General features: G+C 50.2%; 25 protein-coding genes, 1 other RNA gene and 1 pseudogene. 6 read left to right on the top strand and 21 right to left on the bottom strand.

Features of this window, described 5'->3' with window-relative positions:
• Positions 1 to 44: 44 nt before the first annotated feature.
• Together IEW70_RS07605 and IEW70_RS07600 are read right to left on the bottom strand one after the other, a co-directional pair.
• Positions 45 to 554, bottom strand: coding sequence for a YhcN/YlaJ family sporulation lipoprotein (locus IEW70_RS07605; protein WP_188647314.1), 510 nt, complete (start codon positions 552 to 554; stop codon positions 45 to 47).
• Positions 555 to 1,046: 492 nt separating this feature from the next.
• Positions 1,047 to 1,736 (bottom strand): zinc metallopeptidase, encoded by a 690-nt coding sequence (locus IEW70_RS07600; protein ID WP_188647313.1) that lies wholly within the window; start codon positions 1,734 to 1,736, stop codon positions 1,047 to 1,049.
• A gap of 32 nt (positions 1,737 to 1,768) precedes the next feature.
• On the opposite strand from IEW70_RS07600, the gene IEW70_RS07595 reads away from it, so the two are divergent.
• Both IEW70_RS07595 and IEW70_RS07590 read left to right on the top strand, forming a co-directional pair.
• The gene (locus IEW70_RS07595) at positions 1,769 to 2,134 is read left to right on the top strand and encodes a hypothetical protein (RefSeq protein WP_188647312.1); all 366 of its coding nucleotides are present in this window, start codon (positions 1,769 to 1,771) and stop codon (positions 2,132 to 2,134) included.
• 291 nt (positions 2,135 to 2,425) lie between these two features.
• Positions 2,426 to 3,637 (top strand): cation:proton antiporter, encoded by a 1,212-nt coding sequence (locus tag IEW70_RS07590; RefSeq protein WP_188647311.1) that lies wholly within the window; start codon positions 2,426 to 2,428, stop codon positions 3,635 to 3,637.
• Positions 3,638 to 3,679: 42 nt separating this feature from the next.
• Here the strand turns inward: IEW70_RS07590 and IEW70_RS07585 are convergent, their stop codons facing one another.
• Positions 3,680 to 3,952 (bottom strand): hypothetical protein, encoded by a 273-nt coding sequence (locus tag IEW70_RS07585; protein WP_188647310.1) that lies wholly within the window; start codon positions 3,950 to 3,952, stop codon positions 3,680 to 3,682.
• Positions 3,953 to 3,997: 45 nt separating this feature from the next.
• Complete coding sequence (gene rodA / locus IEW70_RS07580; RefSeq protein WP_188647309.1) at positions 3,998 to 5,146, bottom strand: rod shape-determining protein RodA; 1,149 nt, start codon at positions 5,144 to 5,146, stop codon at positions 3,998 to 4,000.
• A gap of 201 nt (positions 5,147 to 5,347) precedes the next feature.
• On the opposite strand from rodA, the gene ftsW reads away from it, so the two are divergent.
• Complete coding sequence (gene ftsW, locus IEW70_RS07575; protein ID WP_188647308.1) at positions 5,348 to 6,496, top strand: putative lipid II flippase FtsW; 1,149 nt, start codon at positions 5,348 to 5,350, stop codon at positions 6,494 to 6,496.
• Between the two features lie 43 nt (positions 6,497 to 6,539).
• On the opposite strand, the gene IEW70_RS07570 is transcribed toward ftsW, so the two are convergent.
• The 4 genes and pseudogenes from IEW70_RS07570 to IEW70_RS07555 form a co-directional block, all read right to left on the bottom strand.
• Complete coding sequence (locus tag IEW70_RS07570) at positions 6,540 to 6,839, bottom strand: 2Fe-2S iron-sulfur cluster-binding protein (RefSeq protein WP_188647307.1); 300 nt, start codon at positions 6,837 to 6,839, stop codon at positions 6,540 to 6,542.
• A gap of 44 nt (positions 6,840 to 6,883) precedes the next feature.
• Positions 6,884 to 7,206, bottom strand: a pseudogene (locus IEW70_RS07565) (DUF488 domain-containing protein).
• 21 nt (positions 7,207 to 7,227) lie between these two features.
• Positions 7,228 to 7,845: a DedA family protein gene (locus IEW70_RS07560; protein WP_188647306.1), complete on the bottom strand. Its 618-nt coding sequence runs from the start codon at positions 7,843 to 7,845 to the stop codon at positions 7,228 to 7,230.
• A 240-nt stretch (positions 7,846 to 8,085) separates the two neighbouring features.
• Positions 8,086 to 9,153 carry a M42 family metallopeptidase gene (locus tag IEW70_RS07555; RefSeq protein WP_188647305.1) on the bottom strand — a complete coding sequence of 356 codons (1,068 nt, stop codon included), beginning with the start codon at positions 9,151 to 9,153 and terminating at the stop codon, positions 8,086 to 8,088.
• 126 nt (positions 9,154 to 9,279) lie between these two features.
• Between IEW70_RS07555 and IEW70_RS07550 the strand changes: the two genes are divergently transcribed.
• A complete protein-coding gene (locus IEW70_RS07550; RefSeq protein ID WP_188647304.1) occupies positions 9,280 to 9,579 on the top strand; it encodes an MTH1187 family thiamine-binding protein in 300 nt (99 codons plus the stop codon).
• Positions 9,579 to 11,228, top strand: a complete 1,650-nt coding sequence (locus tag IEW70_RS07545) for a hypothetical protein (protein WP_188647303.1) — start codon at positions 9,579 to 9,581, stop codon at positions 11,226 to 11,228. The genes IEW70_RS07550 and IEW70_RS07545 overlap by 1 nt, the downstream gene beginning before the upstream one ends.
• Positions 11,229 to 11,283: 55 nt before the next feature.
• On the opposite strand, the gene IEW70_RS07540 is transcribed toward IEW70_RS07545, so the two are convergent.
• From IEW70_RS07540 to IEW70_RS07515, 6 genes are all read right to left on the bottom strand, one after another.
• A complete protein-coding gene (locus IEW70_RS07540; protein WP_188647302.1) occupies positions 11,284 to 11,544 on the bottom strand; it encodes a hypothetical protein in 261 nt (86 codons plus the stop codon).
• A gap of 186 nt (positions 11,545 to 11,730) precedes the next feature.
• Positions 11,731 to 12,543 (bottom strand): GDSL-type esterase/lipase family protein, encoded by an 813-nt coding sequence (locus tag IEW70_RS07535; RefSeq protein ID WP_188647301.1) that lies wholly within the window; start codon positions 12,541 to 12,543, stop codon positions 11,731 to 11,733.
• A 176-nt stretch (positions 12,544 to 12,719) separates the two neighbouring features.
• Positions 12,720 to 13,138: RNase P RNA component class A (rnpB, locus tag IEW70_RS07530), an RNA gene on the bottom strand.
• Between the two features lie 81 nt (positions 13,139 to 13,219).
• On the bottom strand, positions 13,220 to 14,323 hold the full coding sequence (locus IEW70_RS07525) for a Nif3-like dinuclear metal center hexameric protein (protein WP_188647300.1): 1,104 nt from the start codon (positions 14,321 to 14,323) through the stop codon (positions 13,220 to 13,222).
• The gene (locus tag IEW70_RS07520; RefSeq protein WP_188647299.1) at positions 14,299 to 15,066 is read right to left on the bottom strand and encodes a tRNA (adenine(22)-N(1))-methyltransferase; all 768 of its coding nucleotides are present in this window, start codon (positions 15,064 to 15,066) and stop codon (positions 14,299 to 14,301) included. The genes IEW70_RS07525 and IEW70_RS07520 overlap by 25 nt, the downstream gene beginning before the upstream one ends.
• Positions 15,067 to 15,142: 76 nt before the next feature.
• A complete protein-coding gene (locus IEW70_RS07515) occupies positions 15,143 to 15,877 on the bottom strand; it encodes an endonuclease/exonuclease/phosphatase family protein (RefSeq protein WP_188647298.1) in 735 nt (244 codons plus the stop codon).
• 174 nt (positions 15,878 to 16,051) lie between these two features.
• Here IEW70_RS07515 and IEW70_RS07510 point away from each other — a divergent pair, with 174 nt between their 5' ends.
• A complete protein-coding gene (locus tag IEW70_RS07510) occupies positions 16,052 to 16,255 on the top strand; it encodes a spore germination protein (RefSeq protein ID WP_188647297.1) in 204 nt (67 codons plus the stop codon).
• A 42-nt stretch (positions 16,256 to 16,297) separates the two neighbouring features.
• On the opposite strand, the gene IEW70_RS07505 is transcribed toward IEW70_RS07510, so the two are convergent.
• From IEW70_RS07505 to dnaG, 7 genes are all read right to left on the bottom strand, one after another.
• Entirely contained in the window at positions 16,298 to 17,785 is a 1,488-nt protein-coding gene (locus tag IEW70_RS07505) for a M1 family metallopeptidase (RefSeq protein ID WP_188647296.1), read from the bottom strand.
• A gap of 108 nt (positions 17,786 to 17,893) precedes the next feature.
• Entirely contained in the window at positions 17,894 to 19,012 is a 1,119-nt protein-coding gene (gene hppD, locus IEW70_RS07500; protein ID WP_188647295.1) for a 4-hydroxyphenylpyruvate dioxygenase, read from the bottom strand.
• A gap of 125 nt (positions 19,013 to 19,137) precedes the next feature.
• Positions 19,138 to 19,287, bottom strand: a complete 150-nt coding sequence (locus IEW70_RS07495; RefSeq protein WP_188647294.1) for a hypothetical protein — start codon at positions 19,285 to 19,287, stop codon at positions 19,138 to 19,140.
• A gap of 124 nt (positions 19,288 to 19,411) precedes the next feature.
• On the bottom strand, positions 19,412 to 21,064 hold the full coding sequence (locus IEW70_RS07490) for an AMP-binding protein (protein ID WP_229751882.1): 1,653 nt from the start codon (positions 21,062 to 21,064) through the stop codon (positions 19,412 to 19,414).
• Positions 21,065 to 21,201: 137 nt separating this feature from the next.
• The gene (locus tag IEW70_RS07485) at positions 21,202 to 22,344 is read right to left on the bottom strand and encodes an acyl-CoA dehydrogenase (RefSeq protein WP_188647292.1); all 1,143 of its coding nucleotides are present in this window, start codon (positions 22,342 to 22,344) and stop codon (positions 21,202 to 21,204) included.
• Positions 22,345 to 22,559: 215 nt separating this feature from the next.
• Positions 22,560 to 23,654, bottom strand: coding sequence for an RNA polymerase sigma factor RpoD (gene rpoD, locus IEW70_RS07480; RefSeq protein WP_188647356.1), 1,095 nt, complete (start codon positions 23,652 to 23,654; stop codon positions 22,560 to 22,562).
• A 60-nt stretch (positions 23,655 to 23,714) separates the two neighbouring features.
• Positions 23,715 to 25,583, bottom strand: a complete 1,869-nt coding sequence (gene dnaG / locus IEW70_RS07475) for a DNA primase (RefSeq protein WP_188647291.1) — start codon at positions 25,581 to 25,583, stop codon at positions 23,715 to 23,717.
• Between the last annotated feature and the right edge of the window lie 287 nt (positions 25,584 to 25,870).

Here is a 25,870-nt window from a genome sequence, read left to right as displayed (position 1 = left end):
CTGACAAAACCCGCGAAAACAGAAAAAGACTCCCTTTCGGGAGCCTATTCCAAAGTTTGGCGGGCAGTAGGGAAGGTGCGGCGCACCAATTCCATAAAGCTGTCGCGGATGCCGGCGATGGGGCGCCCGTTGCGGATATCCCGGGCCATGTCACCGATACGGCTCACAAAATCCGGATTGGCAGACACAAATACACGGGTCACACTGGGGTCGGCTTTCCGAACTTGCCGAGACACTTTGGTCTTAATGCGGTTCGTGACTCCTCCTTTGTAGTCCTTTTCGAACAGGACACCAACATAAGCGGTAGAATCTGTTACTACGACGGTAGCAGAATCTATTGTCTTCAGCTTGGCAACGGAACTGGCCACGTCATCAGCTACTCGCATATTGACGCCGACCCGCTCGTAATTGCGGTCCATCCGATTGGTCATGTTCGTGGTGTTCCGCCGAATGTCCTGGGTTTCTTCCGGACGTTTTTGTACCGCGCAGCCAAAGGAGAAGAATAATACTCCGGCAGCTGCGGCTCCAGCTACATATTTGGTGAAATTGAGCATAAATTTGCCTCCTTGAGACTTGATCATACTTAGTATGGGTGACACATTCAAAATTATGTATCAAAAAAACCGCCGAACATCTGTCGGCGGCTAGATTGACGTCCAACCTATACCCAAGGAAAAGCTTTTCTACCTGTCGCCCTCACTATACTGTCCAATCCGAAACAGAGCGCGACTTTGGAGCGAAGCGACAAACCACGACGAAGGTTGTCTGCTAATTCAGGGGAAGGTCGGTGTGTTCAGTGAAAATCCTTTGCACTCACAGAGTACAAGTCTCGCCAAGGTCGCTCCGCTCCCTGGTCTCGCTATGCGCTTTTTGCAAGACATTGGAGACGGCCACACCGGTCCCCATTAGACAGACCCCAGTGATCTTGAGTGCTGACCCGAGGCGCGAGCCAAATGTGCATGGTTTGCTTTTTACCTCGGTCCCGCTTATCAAAAGGTCGCTTCTGGAGAGTTGTGCTCTCATCTTTCTTGAAGATGGACTGCCTTTTAGTCATCATTGTTGGTCGTGGCAAACAGGGCAATAAACCGGAACAATTCGACCACAGCATACAGGGTGGAAGCGACATAGGTCAAGGCTGCCGCATTGAGCACCTTGTTCACCCCGCGCTCTTCCACATTGCGGATCATTCCCATCTGCACCATGATGTTTTTTGCCCGGCTGCTGGCATTAAACTCTACCGGCAAAGTAACCAGTTGGAAAGCCACCGCACCAGCAAAGAAGAGAATACCCAGAGCGAACAGTTTCATCGCGCCCAAAAACAGCCCGACCATCAAGAGGATGGGAGCCACCTGAGAGGTCATGTTGACGACAGGAAACATCCGGTGACGCAATACGAGAGCGCCATATGCCTCCTTATGTTGAATCGCATGACCGCATTCGTGGGCGGCAACGGAAATCGCTGCGATGGAATTGCTATAGTATACCGGTTCAGACAAACGAACCACCCGATGTATCGGGTCGTAGTGATCGGTCAATTTCCCGGGAACTGCTTCCACTTTCACATCGTGCAGCCCATTGTCGTCGAGAATGCGACGAGCCACATCATAACCGGTCATCCCTGAAGAAGCTGCTTCCTTGGACCAGCGGTCAAAACTGCCTTTCACCCGGAACTGCGCCCAAAACGTCAGGCCCAACGCAGCAAAAGAAAGGAGCAACAACAATACGTTTATGGACATGGTACATTTCCCCTTTCAAGGTATCCGCTTCGGTGTTTGGATTTATCTTGTTGCGGGTAAAAGTGAGCGGGATTTTAAAAAGGTTCTCCCTGGTACTGCCTTGGCAGGATCCAAATCCATCGCAGTTGTTGTTGAATCCGTTCATTTGCCAACTGCAACATCCGGAACAGTACCCGGATGCGCTGATCGATCTGTTGCAAAGCTTTCGCCGCATGCTGAAAGCTAAGACGGTGCTTGCGGGCGGCGACCCGTCGGCTGCTGCATCTTTCGGCGGTTATATATTGATAAACCCATGCTGTCTCTCCATTTTGCGGGCAAGCAAGCAGAAAGCACAGCACAAAGCCGAGTATTATCCATCGAATCCAGATCAATCGGGAACACCTCGTCCATCTGCATGATATGGTTCCCTTTAAGGGTATTATACCATACGTCATCTATGGGAAATGGGCGGTTTGACAAAAATAGCGGGAGGGAATTTCTTTCTGTATTTTATCCCGCCGATACAACAGACACAACACCATCCAGATGTTGGACTTTCTTCAGGGTATCCCTCCATGCTTTCACTCTCTAATATAAGTTATGACATAACCCCTTCCGAAGTAATATATCGTTGAGAAAGTCGCTCGGCTGAATTTAGACTACCCCTCTGTTACAATAGGAGGACGGATTTATACAAGAGGAGGCAGGAGATGGACTTTATAGGACAACTATTCGACTTGAAAAAGATCATGGATTTTCATTTTATATTGGAACTGATCATCATCCTCGCATCAGTGAAAATCGCCGGCCATTTCAGCAAAAAAATCGGACAACCCTCCGTGTTCGGCGAGCTGTTGGTCGGCATTCTGCTCGGTCCGGCAGTACTGGGTTGGATCACGGTGGATCCGAAACACCCCGGTCTGATCAAGGAACTGGCTGAAATCGGTGTAATTTTGCTCATGTTCCTGGCAGGTCTGGAAACGGATGTGGAGGAATTCAAAAAAACGGCCTACGGCTCCTCACTCGTTGCGGTTGGCGGCGTTATTTTCCCCCTGATCGCCGGCTTCGGCGTCGGATTGGCTTTTGACTACAACACGTCAACCTCTATTTTTATCGGAACCTTGCTGGTAGCCACCAGCGTAAGTATTTCCGTACAAACTCTGAGGGAATTGGGGAAATTGCAAACCAAGGAAGGGGTCACCATTCTGGGTGCTGCTGTGTTGGATGACGTGCTGGGGATCATCATCCTCTCCATCGTCATGGGCTTTACATCTGGCAGTGGAGAAGGCAGCAGCGTAGCCGGTCTGGTCCTTCTGCTCGGAAAAATCATTTTCTTTTTCCTGCTCACAGTACTGTTGGGCAAAAAGGTGCTGCCCCCATTTTTCCAATGGATCAGCAGCAAACTGATGTCCACAGAAGCACTGCTCACTTTTGGGATCGTTACAGCGCTAGGATTCGCATTTATGGCGGAAACTTTTGGACTGGCCGGAATCGTGGGTTCCTATTTTGCCGGGCTGATGCTCAGTCTCACCCAGTACCGGGTTGAACTGTTTGAAAAAGTGGAGATTGTGTCATTCTCCTTTTTTGTGCCGGTGTTCTTTGTCAGCATTGGGGTAACAGCCAATGTCAGCAACATGGACACGGATATTCTCACCATGATGATTATCCTCACTTTGGTCGCCATCCTGACCAAAGTGATAGGCGCAGGACTGGGAGCCAAACTGGCTGGTTTCAACAACCGCAGCTCCCTCGGCATCGGAGCGGGTATGATAGCCCGCGGGGAAGTCGGTTTGATTGTGGCCTCGATCGGATTAAGCCGGGGATTAATCGACAACGAGTTGTTTACGGTCACCGTCATCATCGTGCTAGCCACCACTCTGGTAACGCCTCCCCTTCTCAAAGCGGTGTTCAGCCGCCGGTAACAAAAAAGATCACCTGCTTTCAACAGGTGATCTTTTTTGTATTCAATCCTTCGTTTTATCCGCGCGGCTCAATTCATCCAAAATCGCATGAATCGATTCCATGGTGATTCCCTTTTCATTGCGGGCGGATACCGTAAAATACAGATCCGCACTAAAGGTGGGGATATGCTCTTTTACTTCTACCTCGGTTTCCCCGAAGGTTTTCCGGAAAACCGCTTGAGAGTCCATTTTGCTCCATCCCATGCGCATCAATTCTTCTTCATACAGATCAAAATCTTCTTCTTCGATATGAAGCTGCACTCTGGTTACTTTCACCGTTCAGTCTCCTTTGCTGTTCAACATTTGCCTCCATACGATCGATCATTGCATAAACAAGTATTCCCCGCCTTGGCGCATGCCAATATTCAAAACCAGTCCAACCGCGACCATCCCCGTCAACAGGGAGCTGCCCCCATAGCTGACAAAGGGAAGGGGAAGGCCGGTGATAGGAAGCATGCCCACGGTCATCCCGATGTTTTGAAACACCTGGAACACCAACATTCCTACGATACCCGCGATGATATAGGAGCCAAAACGGTCTTCACAAGAAATTCCCACTTTGACCATGCGATAAATCAAAAAGAGAAAGGTGCACAGTAAGATGCTGCCGCCGATAAATCCGAACTCCTCCGCAAACACGGCGAAGATGAAATCGTTGTGAGGTTCGGGAATCCAGTTTCCCTGGGCCTGGGTGCCGTGATGAAACCCTTTGCCGCTCAACTGGCCAGAGCCGACGGCAATCATCGACTGGGTCAACTGATACCCTGCCCCTGTCGGGTCGGAAGCCGGATTGATAAAGGTTTCGATCCGCTGAATTTGGTGATCCGCCAAGATCATTTCCAGCCAGTCCTTGTGGGTAAAATACAGCGCGAATACACCACCCGCCAAAACAGCCCCTGCCAGCACACAGGTCAACAGAATGCACCAGTCGACCCCCGCCACCAGCACCATGCCTCCGAGGATCCCCATCAAAACCAGAGCAGTTCCCAAGTCGGGTTGTTTCAAAATCACCGCAAAAGGGAGCAGAAACAGGCCCAGGATCTTTCCGATATTTCGCCATCCACGAATCGGAATTTCCTCCATATCGACCAGTAGTTTGGCCATTGAAAGAATCAGGAAAATCTTCATAAACTCCGATGGCTGAAACTGAAGCCCGCCGAGATTAACCCACTGCTGGGCCCCGTTAACTTTGACCCCCAATCCTGGGATCCAAACCATGGTAAGCAAAACAATTCCTAGTCCATAAAGGACATACACCAGCCGTCCCTGGGACAAAAGACGGTAATCAAACAGGAGTGTGGCCACCAAAAAGAGAATACCTAACAGGTACCACATCATTTGTTTGTCTGGATAAGTCGGTTTGACCGTGTATGTAGCACTGGAGATGGCAACAATGCTGATAACAGCCAAAACACCCACCAAAAGAATCAAAGGAAAATCCAGCTGACGAAGCATACGACTCACTTTCATCTTGTCAAAAAACCCTTTCTGTCTCCCATGATCGGAAACGAAAAGACAGGACTCCCACAGCGTGTCCTGTTTGCTTTCTATCCACAGTATATCGGATTCCCACTAGATTCGGAAACGTGTTTTGCCCGGCGGGCAAAAAATGTTCGCATTTCCCGGTTAACAAAAAACCAGTAAAAATCAGAATCAAGAGGGGTTATATGCATGGTGCGTGGTAAACCGGATTTCTGGTTGATGTTGATTTTGTTCGCCCTTGTAGGATTTGGTTTGGTGATGGTCTTCAGCTCCAGTTACTATGTAGCCATGACACACTACAACGACACTTACTATTTCTTCAAAAAACAGTTGATCTGGGCGGGATTCGGACTGTTGGTCTTTTTTATCACCGCCAACATTTCCTATCAGCTGTATCGAAAGTATATCGCCTACATATTGTTTGGCAGCTGGATTGCTCTTTTATTGGTGTTTATTCCCGGCCTCGGTTCAAAGATCAATGGGGCGGATCGATGGGTTCAACTGGGTTTTTTCAGCTTTCAGCCATCGGAAGTGGCCAAAGTGGCCGCGTTGATTTACACTGCTTCCATCATGGCAAAAAAACAGGAGCATCTGGATAACTTCAGGAAAGGACTGCTGCCCCCGTTGATCGTGATCGGGCTTTTCTGCTTTCTGATCGTCATTCAGCCTCATTACAGCAGTACCGTTATTTTGCTGGCCACCTGCTTGGTCATCATCTTCTGTGCAGGGGCCCGGCTGAAGCATTTGACGTTATTGGCGTTGGCAGGTTCTCCGGTAATGATCAGCGTGTTGTTGCTCAAATCCTATCGATTGGATCGCCTATCGGTATTATGGGATCCTTGGAAAGATCCGGGAGATAAAGGGTATCAAATCATCCAATCCCTTTACGCCATCGGACCCGGCGGGCTGACCGGTGCAGGCCTGGGCAACAGTATTCAAAAAATGGCCTATCTACCGGAAGCCCATACGGACTTTATCTTTTCCGTCATCGCGGAGGAACTGGGCTTTTTTGGGGGAGCAAGTCTGATTCTTCTGTTTGTGCTGTTTATCGTCCGCGGAATACGGATCGCCTTGCGCGCTCCAGACATGTTCGGTATGTTGTTGGGGGTAGGGATTATCACGTTATTCTCCGTCCAGGCCATTTTCAACCTCGGGGTGGTCACCGCCTTGTTGCCGGTGACAGGCGTCCCTCTCCCCTTTATCAGCTACGGAGGTTCATCCCTGTTGCTCAATCTGTTTACGGCAGGAATTCTACTCAACATTTCCCGTTACCGGCAACAAGCACAATCCAAGCAAAAGAAAAAGGAAGAACAGCCGTCGCCGGTTACATGGGTATAAAAAAACCCCCTGCTGCATCAAAGCAGCAGGGGGTTTTAAGTATCTAATAGAGCTTCGGCTGAGGTACTTCCACCTTTACATCCCCATTGACATAGGCTTGGCAAGCCAGTCGATAGCCGGCATTCACCTGTTCGTCCCCCAGACGCATTCGTTCATTTTCCTCGATGGGATCCAGGTTCTCGGCCCCTTCCAAGACTCGGACCCTGCAAGCCCCGCAACGACCGGCGGTACAACGAAATGGAATCATGACGGAGCGCGAGACCGACTCCAACAACAAATTTTCCCCTCGCCTTATATCAAAGCTGTATTCTTTACCGCCGACCTGCACTTGTACTTGCGCCATATTCTACTCCCTCCCGTCTGACAAACGTTCCTCCAACACGTCTTTTAATACCCAGGCGTTGTTTTCGGATTCATTTTTACTGGCAAAGAAAGCGTCACCGTCTGTTTTTTGGCATCTTTCAGCAGTTGTCGGAAATCCTCGGTACAGGGGTCGATCTCTTTCCGGTAAAGCTGTTCGAAAGCGCGAAAATCCCCGTCCTGATGAAATTTCTTCCGCAATTCATCCGACGGGGCAAGGGATCGGAGCCACCCATCCAACATGCTTCTTCTTTTTTCAGGCCCCTCGGCCACAACTTGTCCACCAATACGCGTTTTCCATCCTCTTTTGAAGGAGACTCATATACCCGTTTCAGGCGAATCGGCACCATGATTCCCCCTCCTTCCAAGGGTTATTTGTTCCGAATAGAGTTGATCCGTTGGTTTTGGTTGTAGCGGTAGCAAAAGAACCAGATTAAGCCGGCAGCCGCTGCAAGGACCATCGCGGTGGCACCGTATTTATGTAAGGCGGCAAACATCTTCTCCCAGTGGGCTCCCAGCAGATACCCCATCCCGATAAACGTCGTACACCACACGATAGCACCCAAATAAGCGTATATAGCGAACCGCCCCCACCCGATCCGGGAGATGCCGGCGAGGTAAGCTGTTACATGACGAACACCGGGAATGAAATACCCAAAAAACAACACCCAATTCCCGTACTTGCGAAAAAGCAATTGCGTCTTTCGCAAGCGACGCCGGGTGATGAAAAACTTGCTGCCATACCGTTTCAAAAAGGGATAACCCAGCTTTTGTCCAAGGACAAAACTGATCGTAATCCCTGCCGCTGAACCGGAAAGCGCACTAAAGAACGTCATATACAAGTTTAGCTGGCCAATGGAAGCGAGATAACCGATGAAAGTCATCATGATCTCATCCGGTAAGGGAATTCCCACGATTCCAAAGACCAAAAAAAAGAAGATCCCGAGGTATCCGTATTGTGATAAGAGATCCATCACTGTTTGTTCCATATTTCAACCCCGTTTATTCCGGTTCGTCTCCGTTTCATCCTAAGGATACCATAATCACGGAGACGCCAAAAGGAGTAATCACCCGATTTGGTACGTCGTCCACTAAAATGACACACAACATTCCCCTTTTCATTCCACAGGCACCGTCCACTGTTCTCATCAACAGGATAGACTTGTTTTGCTGAAAACAAACCAAGTCGATAAAAATCCCCGCCTTCCTCGTAAGACGGGGATCTTTTGTTAAACTTTAAAATCCACCATGGTATCTACTGCGGATTGATCCAATTTTTTTACGACTTCCACCAACAATTTGACGGCATGATCCACATCCTTTTTGCTGGCCATCGAAACATGGCTGTGAATATAGCGGGTAGCAGCACCAATAACCAAAGAGGGAATTCCTTTGCGGTGCATATGGAAACGACCTGCATCAGTTCCTCCGCCCGTCATCGTTTCCACCTGATACGGAATGTTGTGCTCTTCTGCTGTATCGATCACCATATCTCGAAAGCGGGTATTAGGAATCATTGTTGCGTCCAGGAAGGTGACCAAAACCCCGTTTCCCATTTTGGGCTTGTTTTTGCCGTCGGTGCCTGGACCGTCCTGAGCGATCCCCACATCTAGCGCGATAGCGATATCCGGTTCCACTGCATAGGGGGATGTGGTTGCTCCGCGCAAGCCCACTTCCTCCTGTACAGTCGCTCCCGCAATCAACGTATTGGGATGCTCCTCTGTTCGCAGCTGTTTCATCACTTCCAGCGCCAGATAGCAGCCCAACCGATTATCCAGCGCTTTCGCCAAGATGGTGTCATCATCCGGCAAGATCTCAAAGGGACAAATGGGAATAACCGGATCTCCGACGCGAATCCCCCACTCTTTGACTTGTTCTTCACTGTGGGCCCCTACATCGATAAACATCTCCTTCATGGGGTATACCTTGTTCCGCTCTTCGGATGACAATAAATGCGGTGGTTTGGAACCTACTACTCCGGTGAAGGAACGCTTTTCTGTCATCACCGTCACCCGTTGGGACAACAATACCTGCTCCCACCATCCACCCAGCGGGGTAAAGTACAGATACCCGTTCTTATGAATTTCGGTTATCATAAAACCCACTTCATCCATATGTCCTGCCAACAACACGCGAGGGCCGCTCTGGGAACCTTTCTTTTCGCCGAAGATACTACCCATCCCGTCCGTTATAATGTTCGCATTGGTGTTTTCGATTTCCCGCTGCATAATCCTACGAACTTCGGTTTCATAGCCTGGGACTCCTTTGGCTTCCGTCAATTCTTTTAACAAATCCATTCGGTTGGTCACACCTTTTTGCCGATTTTCACTTAGTATGACCTCTCAAACATTTTTTATTTCACACTCGCTTTTCATACATAAATTCAATGCTGCCGTGTCAAATTAACGGATGAGGTGAGTAATATGCCGATCATGGAAATCAGTATTATTCCTGTCGGGGGTGAAACTCCCAGCTTCAGTCAAGCAGTGAAAGAAGCGTGCCAGGTTGCACAAAATCAGGGATTGAAATACCAGGTGAATGCCATGTCCACAGTTGTCGAAGGAAACTTGGATCAACTGATGTCCGTGGCTTCCAATATTCATCGCACATCCCTGCAAAATGGAAACAACCGGGTAATCACGCACATCACGATTGATGACCGACAGGACCAGGAGATGGATATGGAAACACAAGCGGCAAAAATAAACGGAGACCTAAGCTAATGGTCTCCGTATTGTTTCTTCGGTGGTTTGTCTGTTTGCTGGCAGCTTGGAGCCTGTGGATTCCGGTACAAAAAGCGGAAGCCCATGATTTCCCCCCTGTTTGGGGAAAGGAAAAAACGGTGGCCCCCATGATCGGAGATTATGCCGGGGAAATCCGGGAACCAAAACCGCGTGCAGACGGATTACATCACGTGGATACCCCCCGCCTCATTGAAAAGTTGCAGCAATTGGGAGTCAATACCTACTTTTATTTGATTTGGCATCAATCATCCGACTGGGATGATCTGCGAAAAGAGTTTCTTCCTGCCGCGAAAAAGGCGGGAATAGATGTGTGGATTTATCTCGTACCTCCCACCGAAGCACGGGAGAAACAATCCGAGCCCTATGGAACGGATTATATCGCCTGGTTTCGGGCAACAGCCAAACTGTCCCTTGCCTTTCCCAATTTGAAAGGCGTTGTCATGGATGACTTCAACCATAACCTTCGCTTTTTTACACCAGAATACGTGAAACGGATGAAACGAGCGGGTGCAGAAATCAACCCCCGACTCCGTTTTTATCCGCAAATTTACTACACGGCTATCGGCCCCTCCTTGCTCAAACAATACCGCCACGTGATTGACGGTGTTGTCATGACTTTTCGCGACGGGAAGTTCCGCAATACGCAGCGGGCTCATTACTTACCCCAGCAGATCGAAAAGGTACACCGGCTGCTTCACGAGCATCACTTGCCGTTTATTTTGATGGTGCATGCCAGCAAACTATCGGCAACCCCTGCCAATCCATCAGCAGATTATGTAAAAACCGCTCTGCAAACGGGTATCCATTATTTACAGGAAGGCAAGTTGGACGGGTTGGTCACCTATGTATTGAATAAGGAATGGTTCCCCGAGGATCGGGACCGCCAGGCATTCTCCGGAAATGGATTCGGGTGCTTGTTTGTGCCGCCCGGTTATAACCCATCTGTCGGCGGTAAAGGAGAACTGACACAAACGATTCACGTAACCGGCAAGGGACCCTACCGCCTCCGTTTTTACCATCTCTCCGTCTACCCCCGTTACTTGGTAGCGGGGCAATATGTGAAGCAGGTATTGGTGAACCGCCGTGTCGTTTGGCAACAAGATGTGACCGTTCATCCGGCGGAACGTTGGCAGCAACAAACCATCGATCTCACTCCGTATCTGAGTGGAAAAAAAGAGGCAACCCTTACCCTGCGCCTGTACCGGCTCAACGGCGGATCCCATGCCTGGCTCTATACTGGATTTGACCAGTTGCAGATTTCAGAGGTTTCTATAAGCAATCCCGACTTTGAAACCAAAGAAGCTTGGCAAATCACAGCCAATCACCCTTCAATGATCGGACAACGGATCCAGTATGACTCACAGCGGCGTTTCAAAGTGTATGTTACCACGATGCAACTGTATACTGCCTACCATTTGTATCATCAATGTCAATCACCGGAAGTTTCTGCGGAAATGATCAGACTGGCGGATGAGATGCTGGATGCCATGAGTAAAGGACACAAAAAACAAGCTTTGCTCGCCATGGAACAAATGATGGCCGCATCCCAACGGAAAAACATCGCTGAAGAAACCAAAGCCTCTCTGCACCGCTCCATCAAAAAACTGCACCATCTGTTAATGTTGTAGCTGTAGCCCACAACAGCAAGCCCCCTTTGGCCGGAAGGTTAAAGGGGGCTTGCCTTTACAAAAAGTTGTCGGTACCGTCTGCAATAGCCAGTTCATTTTCCAGCGGATTAATGATATTTAAATAATACCGGGAGGCTTCCTGCTCCTGCCCCAGCTGAATCATGTTGCGATACGTTTCATAACAGTCCTGTAACAAATGCATGCTCTGTTGAAACCCTTCTCGAGACATGATTTCCGGCCTGCCGTCTCCTTCTTCCGACCAAAATGTTTTATAGCGGTCGATATAGGCTTCATATGTGAAAAATTCCCGTGTCATTTCCTTTGCCCCTTTCTGTGTTCCCTTCTTTAGCGTAGGGTAATGCGGGCGGTTTCATCCATGGTAAAAAACGTCGACATGCTCCATTATATAAAGCCATGAAAAGACCCGCCTGATAGGCAGGTCAGATGGATAACAAACCTCTTGCCAAAAAGACTTTTCTACCCGTCGCTCCGACGCAGGTTATCATTGTGTACTGGCCGCTGCCGGCCGCGCTTCCCTCATCCCTTCCAAGATGCCATCCGCAATCCGCTGGTATCCTCGGTCGTTGGGATGGATCGCATCGGCAAGCCAGCTTCCTTGGCCGGCTTGCAGCTTTTCATCCACATCGATCACCAGTGTCGAGGGAAATTGATAAGCCACTTCTTTCATGCCGATATTCCATTTGTCCAATAGGGTGTTGGATAAATCGTAGTAGGGCTCAGCAGGAGAAATGGGGTTGTAAAGGGATGTCAGCAGAATGGGGGCATCCGGATTCAGTAATCGTACTTTGGACAAGGTCTCCTTCAAATTTCGCTGATAGTTTTTCTGAATATCGCCGAATGCGGTAATTGCTTGCACCGGATTCTTTTCATTCAAAGCAACTTTCAACAAATCATTGCCCCCGATGGTCAGGGAGATCAATTCCGCATTCCGGATTTTTTTTTGCATGGCGGGGGTATCCAACGCCTGCAACATTTGTTGTGAAGTGCGCCCGGAAACGCCCTCATTATGCAAGAGCAATGGAATATGTTCTTTTTTCAATCGCTTTGCTACCAATGCAGGGTAGCCTTGTTTTTTTTCCGATCCTTGTCCCATCGCCACCGAATCACCGAGAATCAAATAATCCAGGCTCCCTTTCTTCTGAGCCTCTTCCTGCAATTCAGCCATCACATTTACTTGGGAAAGGTTAACGGGCTCCGGCGGTGTATTGGCCATTAACATCGAAATTGTCGGATACGCTTTGATACCAGCCACAAACAGGGAGAGGCCCAAAGCTATCCAGAGCCATTTTTTCATCAGGTAACTCCCCCTTATCTTCCGTTCTGGGTTTTAGTATCTGTAGCGTACCCCGAAATGATTACATGCTTTTCTCGAAGGGATGACAAGCAAGTAACCATTATTTTACATTTTTATAACAAAAAACCTTTCCCGTCGAACAGGGAAAGGTTTTTTACCTGCTTATGTATAATGACCGGGAAAGCAAACCATAAGCCGAGTTCTGTCCTCCTGGTGGTACGATCGGCCTGCAGCCTCCCACACCATGGAGTGGCAATCATCTGTCTAGGCGACGTATTGCTACGCCGCTCAAGCGACCTACCCGGGATCGCTGCGGGCCACAGCTGCGTCACCATGACGCTGATCCCCTATCAGGTCTTGCTCCGGGTGGGGTTTACCTAGCCAGCATGTCTCCATGCTGCTGGTGCGCTCTTACCGCACCGTTGCATCCTTGCCTGTGAAACACCTGGGTGTTTCCATCGGCGGTCTACATTTCTGTGGCACTAGCCTTAGGGTCGCCCCCACCGGCCGTTAGCCGGCACCCTGCCCTGTGGAGCTCGGACTTTCCTCCCGTGGGACCTTGCGGTACACCACCGGCGATTGCCTGGTTTACTTTCCCCAATAAAGCGACAGAATCCATTGTATCAGAGTTCGACGTCATATTCAATAGTCATTAAAAGGAATTAAACCCAATCCCTTATATAAATTGAAACGGATTGGTATCTGTCCGGGAGACAACCACAGGGACATCCTTCAGTTTTTCCCGCATTTTATCGGCTACACGTTCCAACACCAGATGTTCGACATGATGTCCCGGATCCAACAAACAAATCCCGTCGGCCATGGCATCTTGTGCGATGTGAAAGTCCACATCACCCGTGATATACACATCAGCGCCCATTTTTTTGGCAGTCGGATAGTAACGCCCGCCGGATCCGCCCAGGACAGCAGCTTTTTTCACCCGTGCCGCCGGATCTCCCACCATCCGCAGTCGGGGAATCCGGTACGCTTCCTTCATCTTTTCCGCCAGTTCTTTTAACGTCATCTCCCGCGGCAATTCCCCGACACGACCCAAACCGTGGGGTATCCCTTCCAACTCCAATGGATAAATGTCGTATGCCGGCTCTTCATAGGGATGGGCATCCAGCATCGCCTGCACCACTTGTTGTTGGAGTCGTTGCGGAACCACAGTTTCCAAGCGGACCTCCTCCACTCGCTCCAAGGCTCCCTGCTTACCGATATACGGATTGGTTCCTTCCCGCGGCATAAAGGTGCCGATCCCTTCTAAGTTAAACGTACAATGGCTGTAATTGCCGATCCAACCGGCGCCCGCCTCGCTAATGGCTTGGAGGACTTGTTCATGGTGACTTCGGGGTATAAATACCACCAACTTTTTCAACTGATCCTCGGTGATCGGCATCATCACACGGGTGTTATGAATGCCCAGCTTTTCGCACAGCACATCATTGACACCGTCTACAGCGGTATCCAAGTTGGTATGGGCGACAAAAACATTGATATCGTGCTTGATCAGCTTGGCATATAATCGGCCTTTCGGTTGATCCGTTCGCAATGTTTGAACCGGGTTGAAAATCACCGCATGGTGGGCAATAATCCAGTTTGCCCCGGATTGCACCGCTTCCTCCACTACTCCTTCCGTAACGTCCAACGTACACAACACGCCACGCACTTTCTGGCGAGGATCGCCCACCTGCAAACCAATCCGGTCCTTCTCCACGGCCAGGGAAGGCGGAGCCCAGGCTTCCATCGCACGGATCAGATCGGTTCCTCGGATAACCATGTCATCACCTTCTCCCATTCACGCAGTTCTTTCTTCATCTCTTGCTTTCGCCGCTCGGCTTCTGCCGTCCGTCCCGCTTCCAACTGTTCCAAGACACGTTTTCGACTCTCGATCTCTTCTTCCACCTTTTTGATTAACAGGGGGTGCCGTGACTTGCACAGCAAGGGACCCAATTGAACCATCCGGTCTTTAGAAAAAGGAGAACCTTCATAAGGTGCATCCCCATTGCCGGGTTCGGCAGTCAACACTTCGTACAAGATGCCCCCTTCTTCCACCAGGGTTTCGTCCGTCAACTCCCACCCTCGATTCGCTAACCAGGTACGCACGCGATCACCGCTGTTATTGGGCTGCAAAATCAAACGTTTAACCCCTTGTAAGCGGGATTCTCCCTTATCCAAAATGGACGCGATCAACGAGCCTCCCATCCCCGCAATCACTACCGTTTCCGCTTCTCCCTTGGATAATACGGCCAGCCCGTCTCCTTGGCGCACTTCCACCAGGTGATCCACCCGTGACCTTTTTACCCGATTCCATGCATTTTGAAAGGGGCCGGTATTCAATTCCCCTGCAATGCCTTTAGAGATCCGGCCTTGTTTGGCCAAAGCAATCAACAGCAAGGCATGATCCGCTCCGATATCCGCCGTAACATGGCCCGAGGGGACCCGTTCAGCGATAGCAGCCAATCTGGCCGAGAGCAGCTGACCGTCCCTCTCAAACACTGCCTCTCCTGGTCCCGATCTCATGGATGTGGACACTCCTTCGCCTCCGATCATCTACTTTGTCCATTATACCCAATTCGGATGGAACTTTTGAAGCGGTTTACTCCCCTGTCAGTTGAAGATCGCCGTAGACCGGAAGGTGATCCGACGGACAATCGGGAGTCTTTGACACCCCGCCGCTTCGTACTTGAAAATGCGGGGAACACAGGATGTAATCCAATCGCTTGCGGGGGTGCCAACAAGGATAGGTGTACAGGTCTTGCCCCGTTTCTTGTTCAATCTGCCCCAACAAATCGATCAGGTACGGAGAGAGAGCCGTCACTGATCTTCGCCGCGGTGTCACATTCCAGTCACCCATGGCCACCACCGGCCTTTCTTCATCCCGGCACATATCCAACACCCATTGCACCTGACGCCGCCGCATCCAGGGAGTTAACCCCATATGGGTGACCACGATCCGAAATACCCCCTTTTTTGTTTCCACCCGTGCCGTCAGGATGGACCGGGGTTCATCCCCATTGCGCCCGGAAAAACGGACGGGCAGCCAATCCAGGATTTTCCCTTTTGTCAGCAAGCCATTTCCATATTGCCGTTCACCGACGGTAGATCTTGGGCGCAGACAAATCGCGGGCGCAAAACAGAAATTCATCTTCAGCCGCTTGGCTAACCAAGCCATTTGATCTTGATACTCACTCCGCCGGTGAAAACATACATCTACTTCATTCAATCCCACCATATCGGGCTGCAACTCTTCGATCACCCGAGCCGTCCGTTCCAGGTCGAGCCGCTTGTCGCAGCCGACCCCGTGACGGATGTTGTAACTTACCACACGCACCGTTTTCCCCCCTTCATTCTTTTAATAGTATATGGAGAAAACGGCGACGGTCCGCAGCACAAAATTCTTCCTCTTCATCCCACCTCAAAAAAAAACGGGATCCTCATGTGCCCAAAGAAACGGTGTGCTCATACAATAACCCATCCGAACCTTTCCATGAAAGGAGATAAGCACATGGCCGTCGCTAACCAGATCTTTAATGTCAAACTGCTGTGGATTAACCAATCCGGCACGGTGAATATGGGGGATGCGGTCAATGTACGTCCCAGTTCCAATCTGAAAGACTTGGGCGGTGGCAATCCCATCGGGGATTTCGCCGCAAATGTTTGTGGGGGAACCAACATCCTCTTTGATCTTGATGTTATCGATCAAGCATGAAGCAGAAGACACCTCCCAACAGACGGAGGTGTCTTTTTTAAATTACCGCTGGTTTCCGGAAGTTTGTTTTTTACCGGAAGTCCCTTTAAAATACAACCACTTGTCAAAAAAGGGGCGCAGGTTCTTCCCGGATACTTCGTTGGCCACCTTGATGAAGTCGGCGGTCGTGGCCGTTTTGAATTGATATCGCTTGTAGTAAGTGCTGAGAATATCCAGCACTTTGTCTTTTCCGATTTTCTCCGACAGGTTCCACAGCATAGCGGCGGGGCGGATATACACCATCAATCCGTAAATGGGGTCCGAATACTTGTAGAGAGGCTCCACGGAAGTGACTCCCTGTTCCTGATGAATTTCATCCGTTCTCTGGGCGGCACGGAGCAAGAGGTCCCGTTCATCTTCCTTCATTTTATCATGCATGTACAACAGCTCAGAGAAGGTAGTCAGCCCTTCATCCAGCCAAGGTTCTTTTACCTGGTTGTTTCCTACGACGCCGTACCACCATTGATGAGCCAGTTCATGCACCACTACGCTGACAGCGGGCTGTTCCCCTTTTCGCGTCGGGATCTTGTCCACCGACGTAACCAGTCCCGGATATTCCATGCCGGCGATACCATATCCCGTTTCCCCCAATACGACGTCAACTTCTTTATAAGGATATGGACCAAAATGCTTTCCATAAAACTGCATCCCGGAAACGGCTGCTGCATGCAATTCCTGAGCGATGCCTTCCATCCCCTTCAGATACCACAGATTCACCTGAGTGGAACCCGCTTTCCCTTCCACCACTTCATAGTCTTTTGTAATGACAGCGGCAAAATCCCGAACATGTGCCTGACGGAGCGTAATCGGCCCTTTTGCCGGTACCGCTCGGTCATCTGCGGTTGTAATGAGTTGATAGCCCTCCGGAACTTCGAAGGTTACCTCAAAGTTGGCCATTTGACTATAAAAAGGATCTCCTGTGGCTGTATAGGGTTCCGTATGCCAGCCGTCCCGATCTTTCACCGCCAACATGGGATACCACTGAGCCAAAAAGGCCGTATGACCAAAGGTATTCAGCCGGCTCCCGCCTTTGGGGATCTTCAACTCATACTCCATATCCACCTTTAACGGCTGTCCGGGCAAGGAAGGCGTCGACAACCCCACCTTCATCACCGTCTCTTTTACCGTATGATGCGCGGGGACATCGTTCACCTTTACTTTACCGACTTTCAGATAGCCAGGCTCCTTCGGTTTGGAAGCCTCTCCCCATTTCCATTTTTTAAAAGCGTTAGGATACAAGCGGAAATAGAGCTCACGCACTGGTTCTGTCCGTTGCTTGGGCAGCTCTACCGACAGATGTCCGTGAACCGTCCCTTTCCGATCATCATATTTGGCCTTTATGCGGTAATAAGGACGTCCCTGGTCTTTCCACAACGGCTGTTCCATCTTTTGATTGATTGCCGCTGCACTCGCTGTTCCCGCCCAAGCCCCCAGCGAGAGTGACATCACGGCCAGGTATGCGACCGCTTTGCGAATCTGGATACGCTTCATCTCACTTCACCCACTTTGGTTGGAAATCATTTCCCTTATAGGGTTTCCAACCCGGGGGGATTTATGAGATAAAAAAGACCGCCGACATCGTCAGCGGCTCTCCTTCGATTACAAGTTCCCGCGGCGGGCTTGCTCCCGTTCAATCGCTTCGAACAGGGCCTTGAAGTTGCCTTCACCGAACCCGCGGGCACCCTTGCGTTGAATAATTTCGATAAACAGAGTCGGCCGGTCCACGATCGGCTTCGTAAAGATTTGCAGCAAGTACCCCTCATCGTCCCGGTCCACCAAAATTTTATTTTTTCTCAGATCTTCCACTGCTTCGTCGATATTGCCCACCCGTTCCTTCAGGTTGTCATAATAGGTATCCGGGGTGTCCAAAAACTCGACGCCTTGGGATTTCAACTGCTCCACTGTACGAATGATATCTTTGGTATACAGGGCAACATGTTGCACTCCGGGCCCGTTATAATATTCCAGGTACTCCTGGATTTGCGATTTCCGCTTTCCTTCCGCCGGTTCATTGATCGGAAACTTGATACGACCCGTCCCGTTTTGCATCACTTTGGACATCAGTGCTGAATATTCCGTACTGATGTCTTCATCATCAAAGTGGCGAAGCTGAGTAAAACCCATCACTTTCTCATAATATGCAACCCACTCTTCCATCCGCTCCACGTTTCCCACCACATGGTCAATGCCTTTCAGTCCGCTGTCGGTATAGGGAATATCCAAGTCCGTCGAAACAAATCCGGGCGCAAACACCCCATTGTAGTAGCGGCGTTCCACCAGCGTGTGAACCGTATCGCCATACGTTCCGATCACGGCTTTTTTCAGCATCCCGTGTTCATCCGACACCGTATGGGGTTCCAGGATCCCGATCCCGCCGCGGGAAACGGCTTCTCGATAGGCTTTTTCCACATCTTCCACTTGGAGAGCAACATCTTTAATCCCATCCCCGTGCCGCTTCACAAAATCGGCGATGGGATGGTCGGGGGTGTACGCCCCGCTCACCACCAACCGGATATTTCCCTGTTCCAGCACATAGGAGATCTGCTTCCGATTACCGGTTTCCAACCCGCTGTACGCCACCGGTTTAAACCCAAACGCCTTGCAGAAGTAATGAGCCGCCTGTTTGGCGTTGCCGGTATAATACTCCAGGTAGTCCACATCCAGAATGGTAAAGAAATCGCCTCTGACACCCTGTGTTTGTGCATTCACATCCGCCACCTGAAACCCTCCCGCCTGAAAATTCTTCACCTTCAGATTACAGAGGAGAAGAACCTCTATGCAAGCATATGCGGGAGCGCGTTGGTGCTTTTACCGGGTAAAAAGCTTATGGACGGATCACTTCATCAATGCGGCCCCGTTCCGCAAGCGATAATATCCAGTACGCGGGTCCCATCTTCTACTTGCAAGAAGCTTCGCAAACGACGGGTGATTTCTCCATCTGCCCAAGGACTGTAGGCAAAATCCTGACCGATACGTTCGTAAATGGAACACATGAACATTCCTTTTCAAAAAAAAGCCGATCCATTGGATCGACTGATTGGACAAAATCTCTTGATTCCGACGGCAAGTCCTACTACTCCCCGACATAAGAAGTGATGCACTTTCGAGACGATAATCTCATACACTCCCCGTCTTCGTCGAACCCAATTCCAATTCCTTCACCGCCATCTCCCGGAGCCGGAATTTCTGTATCTTGCCGCTGGCCGTCATAGGATATTGGTCAACCACTTGCATATACCGGGGAATCTTGTATCGGGCGATTTTGCCGTCACAGTATTCCCGCAGCTCCTCCAATGTCATAGATTTCCCTTCCTTCAACCGGATGAAAGCCATCACCTGTTCCCCGTATTTTTCGTCGGGTACGCCGACCACCTGAACATCGAGAATGTCGGGATGCGAATAGAGAAACTCTTCGATCTCTCGGGGATAGATGTTTTCACCGCCGCGAATGATCATATCTTTCAGGCGGCCAGTAATCTTAAAATACCCCTCTTCATCCATCACCGCCAAATCACCGGTATGGAGCCAACCCTCGCTGTCGATAGCCTTTTCGGTGGCTTCCAGCATGTTATAGTATCCTTTCATGACCAGATACCCCCGGGTGCAAAGCTCTCCTTGCTTGCCTGGCGGGAGGGTTTCACCGGTGTCGGGGTCGATAATCTTTACCTCCACATGGGGAAGCGCTTTGCCGACGGTAGATACTTTCCGCTCGATGGAATCGTTGGTGCGGGTTTGAGAAATCACTGGCGAAGATTCCGTCTGCCCGTAAGCAATGGTGATTTCAGCGGCACCCATCTTTTCCATGACCCGCTTCATCACTTCCATCGGGCAAGGGGATCCGGCCATGATTCCGGTCCGGAGGGTGGACAAGTCAAACCGGTCAAACTCCGGATGATTCAACTCGGCGATAAACATCGTCGGAACGCCGTGCAACGCGGTACAACGCTCCGCTTCCACGCTTTTCAGCACGGTTAATGGATCAAAAACAAGGATCGGAACCATCGTTGTACCGGTATTGACACAAGCCAACGTGCCCAGTACACAGCCGAAACAATGGAAAAAGGGCACAGGTATACACATGCGGTCGTTCGGGGTCAGTTTCATACATTCAGCAATGTTGCGGGCATTGTTGACAATGTTGTTGTGGGTGAGCATCACGCCTTTGGGAAAGCCCGTCGTTCCGGAAGTATACTGCATGTTGATCACATCGTCGGGATGGAGAGACCGCTGACGTTCCGCCAACTCCTCATCGGATACGTCTTTTCCCATAGCCATAACTTCTTCCCAGGTGAACATCCCCGGCAGCTTCTCCTTTCCCAGGTAGATCACGTTTTTTAAGCGGGGCAAACGGGCGGACTGTATCTTTCCAGGCTCCGCTGCTCGGAGTTCGGGACAGATCTTGTATAGTATCTCCACATAACTCACCCCGCGGAACCCTTCCATCAAAATCAGGGTTTCAGCATCCGATTGCCGGAGTAAATACTCCAGCTCGCTGGCTTGGTAGTTGGTGTTGACCGTGATCATGACGGCTCCCATTTTTCCTGTGGCAAACTGCGTAATCAGCCATTCCGGAACATTGGTCGCCCAAATGGCCAAATGGTCTCCTTTTTGGATGCCCAGCTTCATCAACCCTTTGGCCGCTTGATTGCAACGATCCCGAAACTCCCGGTAAGACCAGCGAAGATCCAATTCCGGGTAGACAACCCCGTCGTTCTCCCCCACTTGATCCGTTATGCGATCCAACAAGGCCCCTACTGTCATGTTGAGCAAATCAGCCATCGAAACTCCCCCCTGTCAAATTATTCATTTGGATCTTTTCCTAAAATTGAAATTTTCGGATAAATAGGAGGAAAAAAGAGCGAACCATCCGAAGATGTCGCTTTCCATAAACACTTCCACCCTTTTTCTTAGCAGCCGATTTCCCGGGCAATAATATTGCGTTGGATTTCCGAAGTGCCTTCCCCGATTTCCGTCAGTTTGGCATCCCGGAAGAAACGCTCCACTTTATAATCATGCATGTATCCATAGCCGCCGTGAATTTGTACGGCTTGATCACAGACGCGCATCGCCGTTTCCGAGGCGAACAGTTTACACATGGAAGCTTCCTTGGTAAATGGGCGCCCTTGATCCTTCAGCCAGGCGGCCTTGTAGACCATATTGCGGGCCAGCTCGATGTTCATCGCCATATCTGCCAATTTATGCTGAATGACCTGGAACTTCGAGATGGATCGGCCGAATTGAACACGTTCATTGGCATAACGGAGCGCAGCCTCAAAAGCCCCCTGGGCAATTCCCACCGCCATCGCTCCTATGCCGATCCGACCGCCGTCCAAGGTGACGAGAAATTGCTGAAAGCCTCGCCCGATTTGTCCCAACAGATTTTCCTCCGGCACACGCACCTGATCCAGCACCAATTCCGTGGTGTTGGAACTGTGAAGGCCCATTTTCACGTAATTGTCGATAACCTGGAACCCTTCGGCATCTGTGGGGACGATAAAGGCCGAGATCTCTTTCTTGCCGTTGTCGTCTTGGCCAGTGACTGCCGTCAGCGCGAGGAATTTGGCATAACTGGCATTGGTGATAAAGGACTTAGACCCGGAAATTACCCAGTCTTTCCCTTCCTTTCGGGCTTGTGTCTTGGTTCCCCCTGCATCCGAGCCCGCATTGGGTTCTGTCAACCCGAAAGCTCCCATGCTCTCACCCCGGCACAACGGCGTCAGGTACTTCTTTCTCTGTTCTTCGGTACCAAACAGATAGATGGGAGCACAGCCTAAAGAAATATGTGCCGAGTACGTAATCCCTGTGGAAGCGCATACCCGGCTCAACTCTTCAACAGCGATGGCAAAGCTGATGGTGTCGCCTCCGCCGCCTCCATATTCCTCCGGGAAAGGCAACCCCATCAGGTTGAGTTTCGCCATTTGTTGAAAAATCTCTCGGGGAAATGTTTTGCTGCGATCCCGCTCATCCGCTTCCGGAGCCACTTCCCCTTCAGCAAAATCTCGCATCAATTTGCGCACCATTTTCTGTTCTTCTGTGAGATCAAAATTCATCTCCATCCACCCCTATCTGTCTATATTGATAGCGCTTCCATACCTATTATAGGCGGATGAACGATATACCTTCAAGAATTTTTAGAATGATGGCTATTTTTCTTTCGTGAAGCGCTTTCTTCAGATTTGCATTGTGTTCGGAAAAGGGATAAAATTGAACCAGAATAGCAAACAAAAAACGCACCCCTGGCGGGGTGCACAGTCAATCAAAACCGTTATTCGAGAAAGTCTTTCAACCGTTTGCTACGGCTTGGATGGCGCAGTTTGCGAAGTGCCTTGGCTTCAATCTGACGAATCCGCTCCCGGGTTACTCCAAACACTTTGCCTACCTCTTCCAAGGTGCGTGTCCGTCCGTCATCCAGGCCAAAGCGGAGACGCAGGACGTTCTCTTCCCGTTCAGACAAGGTATCGAGCACATCTTTCAGCTGCTCTTTCAACAACTCGTAAGCTGCAGCATCCGCCGGAGCCTGGGCATCATCGTCGGGAATGAAGTCTCCCAAATGGGAATCGTCCTCTTCACCGATCGGAGTTTCCAGAGAAACCGGTTCCTGAGCGATTTTCATAATCTCCCGCACTTTTTCCGGGCTGAGATTCATTTCTTCCGCAATCTCCTCCGGCGTGGGTTCACGACCCAATTCCTGCAGCAGCTGGCGGGACACCCGGATCAGTTTGTTGATCGTCTCTACCATGTGCACAGGAATCCGAATGGTCCGTGCCTGATCCGCAATCGCTCTGGTAATGGCTTGACGGATCCACCAAGTGGCATAGGTGCTGAACTTATAGCCTTTTCGGTAATCAAACTTCTCAACGGCTTTGATTAAGCCCATGTTTCCTTCCTGAATCAAATCGAGGAACAACATGCCGCGTCCCACGTACCGTTTGGCGATACTGACCACCAAACGCAGGTTGGCTTCCGCTAGACGGCGTTTTGCTTCTTCGTCCCCCTCTTCGATCCGCTTGGCCAATTCCACTTCTTCTTCAGCGGACAACAGGGGGACCCGGCCAATCTCTTTCAGGTACATTCGAACCGGATCATTGATTTTGACACCCGGCGGAACGCTGAGATCGTCTTCAAGCAAGGCATCACTTTCTTCTTCATCGTCCTGGGAAAAGACCAGATTGTCATCGTCCTCATTGATCACTTCTACACCTTGTTCATTGAGGGATTCAAAGAACTCATCCACTTGTTGCGGATCTTGATCAAAAGACGACATCTTTTCCATGATTTCTTTATAGGTAAGCACACCCCGTTTTTTTCCGAGGTCTGTAAGTTGTTCTTTTACTTGTTCCAATGTGAGGTCTTGATCCATATCGACGTTCACATTTTGCTCGTTTGCCAACGTGGTTCCCTCCTTCCCTGACTCATCGCTTTAAGCCTTTTTCCGTACTTTTTCCCGAAGCTGGATTAGTTCAATCCCCAACCGGGCGGCTTTGGCGATGTCGCCAGCACGCTCTGCCTGCTTTACTTCTTCTTCTTTCGCTTCAATCTCTTTATAAAGGGGATAAGTGCGTATGTGCCGGATATAGTCCGCCACTTCTTCTTCCAGGATGTTTTCGGGAATATCCTGCATGATCCAACCACTGATCCGTTCCACCAGCCGGTCATCCCGAACATAGTGGATAAAGCGGCCGGGATTTGCAGGGTGTCCCTCTGCGTAGTAAGCATACAGATAAGCGGCGACAGCGGCGTTCTCTTCCACGTTGAACTCGGCTCCGACGGATTCCCGAACCCGTTCCGCAATCTGTTTGTCGTGCATCATCATGATCAACAGGCGTTTTTCCGCTTCTTCATGTGCGGAAAGCTTCCGGCCTGAAGCGACCATGTGTTTGCCTCCGTCATATCCATTATTCCACTCGCGGGCTCCTTTATCCCCCTTGCCTTCCCTCTTCTTCTTCGACGCGATCACTCGCTGTTCCTGTTTCAAGGCATCCAGAGATACGTGAAACTCCTCCGAGAGCCGCCGGAGATAATGGTCCCTTTCAATGGCGAGAGGCAAATCGGCAATGACATCCAGCGCTTTGGTCAGATATTTCATCCGCTGCGGCTCATCTTGCAGATTGATTCCCTTTTTTAACGCCTCCAATTTGAAAGCGGTATACGGCAATGCCTGAGCGATCACATCCCCACGGAAAGCGTCGGCTCCATATTTCCGGATATAATCATCCGGATCGAGACCTGCGGGCATCTGAGCCACTTTGACGATACAGCCCTGGTCCTTCAAAACGTCCAGCCCCCGTTCGGCAGCCGTTTGCCCTGCGGCATCGGAATCATAGCAGATAACGGCGGTTTCCGCGTTACGCCGAATTACCCGGGCCTGCTCTTCCGTCAGGGAAGTACCCAAAGAAGCAATGCCGGAACGGATCCCCGCCTGCCATGCGGCGATCACATCCATGTAGCCTTCAAACAACAGGGCTTGTTGCTCTTTACGCATGGATTTCCTGGCTCGGTGCAAATTGAATAAATGTCGTCCTTTATGAAACAGGGAGGTTTCCGGGCTGTTGAGATACTTGGGACGTCCGTCACCAAGAATACGCCCGCCAAATCCAACGACGTTGCCTTGTGTATCGTGGATGGGAAACATCACCCGCCCCCGAAAACGGTCATAGACGCGATTTCGTCCGGCAGCCGTCTCTTTTTCAGCGGCCAGTCCCGCTTCCACCAGCAATGTTTCATCAAAACCTCGCCGTCTCATAAAAGGTAGGAGAAACTGATAAGAATCCGGTGCATATCCCAGTTGAAATTCCCGGATCGTCTCCATCGTCAACCCTCGTTGCAACAAATACCGGCGGGCTTCCTCCCCATGTTCATGCTGGAGCAATAGGTGGTGATAGAGCTTGGCGGCCATATCCAACACTTTGAGCAGCTGTCGCCGGCGGTCCTCTTCAGCCGAGTTGGCCGGATGCTCGGCGGTAGGAATGGGGATTCCCGCTTCTTCCGCCAAATAGACGACAGCTTCCACAAAGGAAAGCTGTTCGGTCTCCATCACGAATTTGATGACGTTGCCTCCGGCGCCGCAACCAAAACAATAATAGATTTGCTTCTCGGGAGAAACGGAGAAAGACGGGGTCTTCTCAGAATGAAACGGACACAGCCCGAAAAAGTTTCGTCCACTTTTTTTCAGCTGAACCGTCTGACCGACAACATCGACGATATCGTAATGCTCCCGTACGCGGTCGATGACTTCGTCGGGAATATATTTCCCCATGAAATCACCGCCTTTCGAACTGTGTTCTGCCATTCCCGACATCCTGAATTGTGATCTCCCCTGTTCAACATGTACCTATTCGCCAAGATTCGTCAAAATCCTTCAAGTTCCCGTCAAGAATTTTCTTAGTAAATCTTTCCTCCCCTTTTCAAACAAAAAATGGACCGCCTGCATATCCTTTAATTCTACAATAACCAGTACGATCCTTCCACCTTTTATGCTCACTGGATTTTATGCAGCAGCACTTTTCAATTACTACTATTATACGCCAATCAAAGAAAATAATCCTCCATGGATCTTGACAATATCATTTTTTTCTG

This window comes from Marinithermofilum abyssi (assembly GCF_014641195.1).
Taxonomy (GTDB): domain Bacteria; phylum Bacillota; class Bacilli; order Thermoactinomycetales; family DSM-45169; genus Marinithermofilum; species Marinithermofilum abyssi.
Note: the sequence above shows the minus strand (reverse complement) of the source record. Positions and strands in the feature narration are given on the sequence as shown.

Excerpts from the sequence above, each read along its gene's own strand:
- IEW70_RS07605 (WP_188647314.1), bottom strand. The coding sequence starts at position 554 with ATGCTCAATTTCACCAAATATGTAGCTGGAGCCGCAGCTGCCGGAGTA.
- IEW70_RS07600 (WP_188647313.1), bottom strand. The coding sequence starts at position 1,736 with ATGTCCATAAACGTATTGTTGTTGCTCCTTTCTTTTGCTGCGTTGGGC.
- IEW70_RS07590 (WP_188647311.1), top strand. The coding sequence starts at position 2,426 with ATGGACTTTATAGGACAACTATTCGACTTGAAAAAGATCATGGATTTT.
- rodA (WP_188647309.1), bottom strand. The coding sequence starts at position 5,146 with ATGAAAGTGAGTCGTATGCTTCGTCAGCTGGATTTTCCTTTGATTCTT.
- ftsW (WP_188647308.1), top strand. The coding sequence starts at position 5,348 with ATGGTGCGTGGTAAACCGGATTTCTGGTTGATGTTGATTTTGTTCGCC.
- IEW70_RS07570 (WP_188647307.1), bottom strand. The coding sequence starts at position 6,839 with ATGGCGCAAGTACAAGTGCAGGTCGGCGGTAAAGAATACAGCTTTGAT.
- IEW70_RS07560 (WP_188647306.1), bottom strand. The coding sequence starts at position 7,845 with ATGGAACAAACAGTGATGGATCTCTTATCACAATACGGATACCTCGGG.
- IEW70_RS07555 (WP_188647305.1), bottom strand. The coding sequence starts at position 9,153 with ATGGATTTGTTAAAAGAATTGACGGAAGCCAAAGGAGTCCCAGGCTAT.
- IEW70_RS07550 (WP_188647304.1), top strand. The coding sequence starts at position 9,280 with ATGCCGATCATGGAAATCAGTATTATTCCTGTCGGGGGTGAAACTCCC.
- IEW70_RS07545 (WP_188647303.1), top strand. The coding sequence starts at position 9,579 with ATGGTCTCCGTATTGTTTCTTCGGTGGTTTGTCTGTTTGCTGGCAGCT.
- IEW70_RS07540 (WP_188647302.1), bottom strand. The coding sequence starts at position 11,544 with ATGACACGGGAATTTTTCACATATGAAGCCTATATCGACCGCTATAAA.
- IEW70_RS07535 (WP_188647301.1), bottom strand. The coding sequence starts at position 12,543 with ATGAAAAAATGGCTCTGGATAGCTTTGGGCCTCTCCCTGTTTGTGGCT.
- IEW70_RS07525 (WP_188647300.1), bottom strand. The coding sequence starts at position 14,323 with ATGGTTATCCGAGGAACCGATCTGATCCGTGCGATGGAAGCCTGGGCT.
- IEW70_RS07520 (WP_188647299.1), bottom strand. The coding sequence starts at position 15,066 with ATGAGATCGGGACCAGGAGAGGCAGTGTTTGAGAGGGACGGTCAGCTG.
- IEW70_RS07510 (WP_188647297.1), top strand. The coding sequence starts at position 16,052 with ATGGCCGTCGCTAACCAGATCTTTAATGTCAAACTGCTGTGGATTAAC.
- IEW70_RS07505 (WP_188647296.1), bottom strand. The coding sequence starts at position 17,785 with ATGAAGCGTATCCAGATTCGCAAAGCGGTCGCATACCTGGCCGTGATG.
- IEW70_RS07495 (WP_188647294.1), bottom strand. The coding sequence starts at position 19,287 with ATGTGTTCCATTTACGAACGTATCGGTCAGGATTTTGCCTACAGTCCT.
- IEW70_RS07485 (WP_188647292.1), bottom strand. The coding sequence starts at position 22,344 with ATGAATTTTGATCTCACAGAAGAACAGAAAATGGTGCGCAAATTGATG.
- rpoD (WP_188647356.1), bottom strand. The coding sequence starts at position 23,654 with ATGGATCAAGACCTCACATTGGAACAAGTAAAAGAACAACTTACAGAC.
- dnaG (WP_188647291.1), bottom strand. The coding sequence starts at position 25,583 with ATGGCAGAACACAGTTCGAAAGGCGGTGATTTCATGGGGAAATATATT.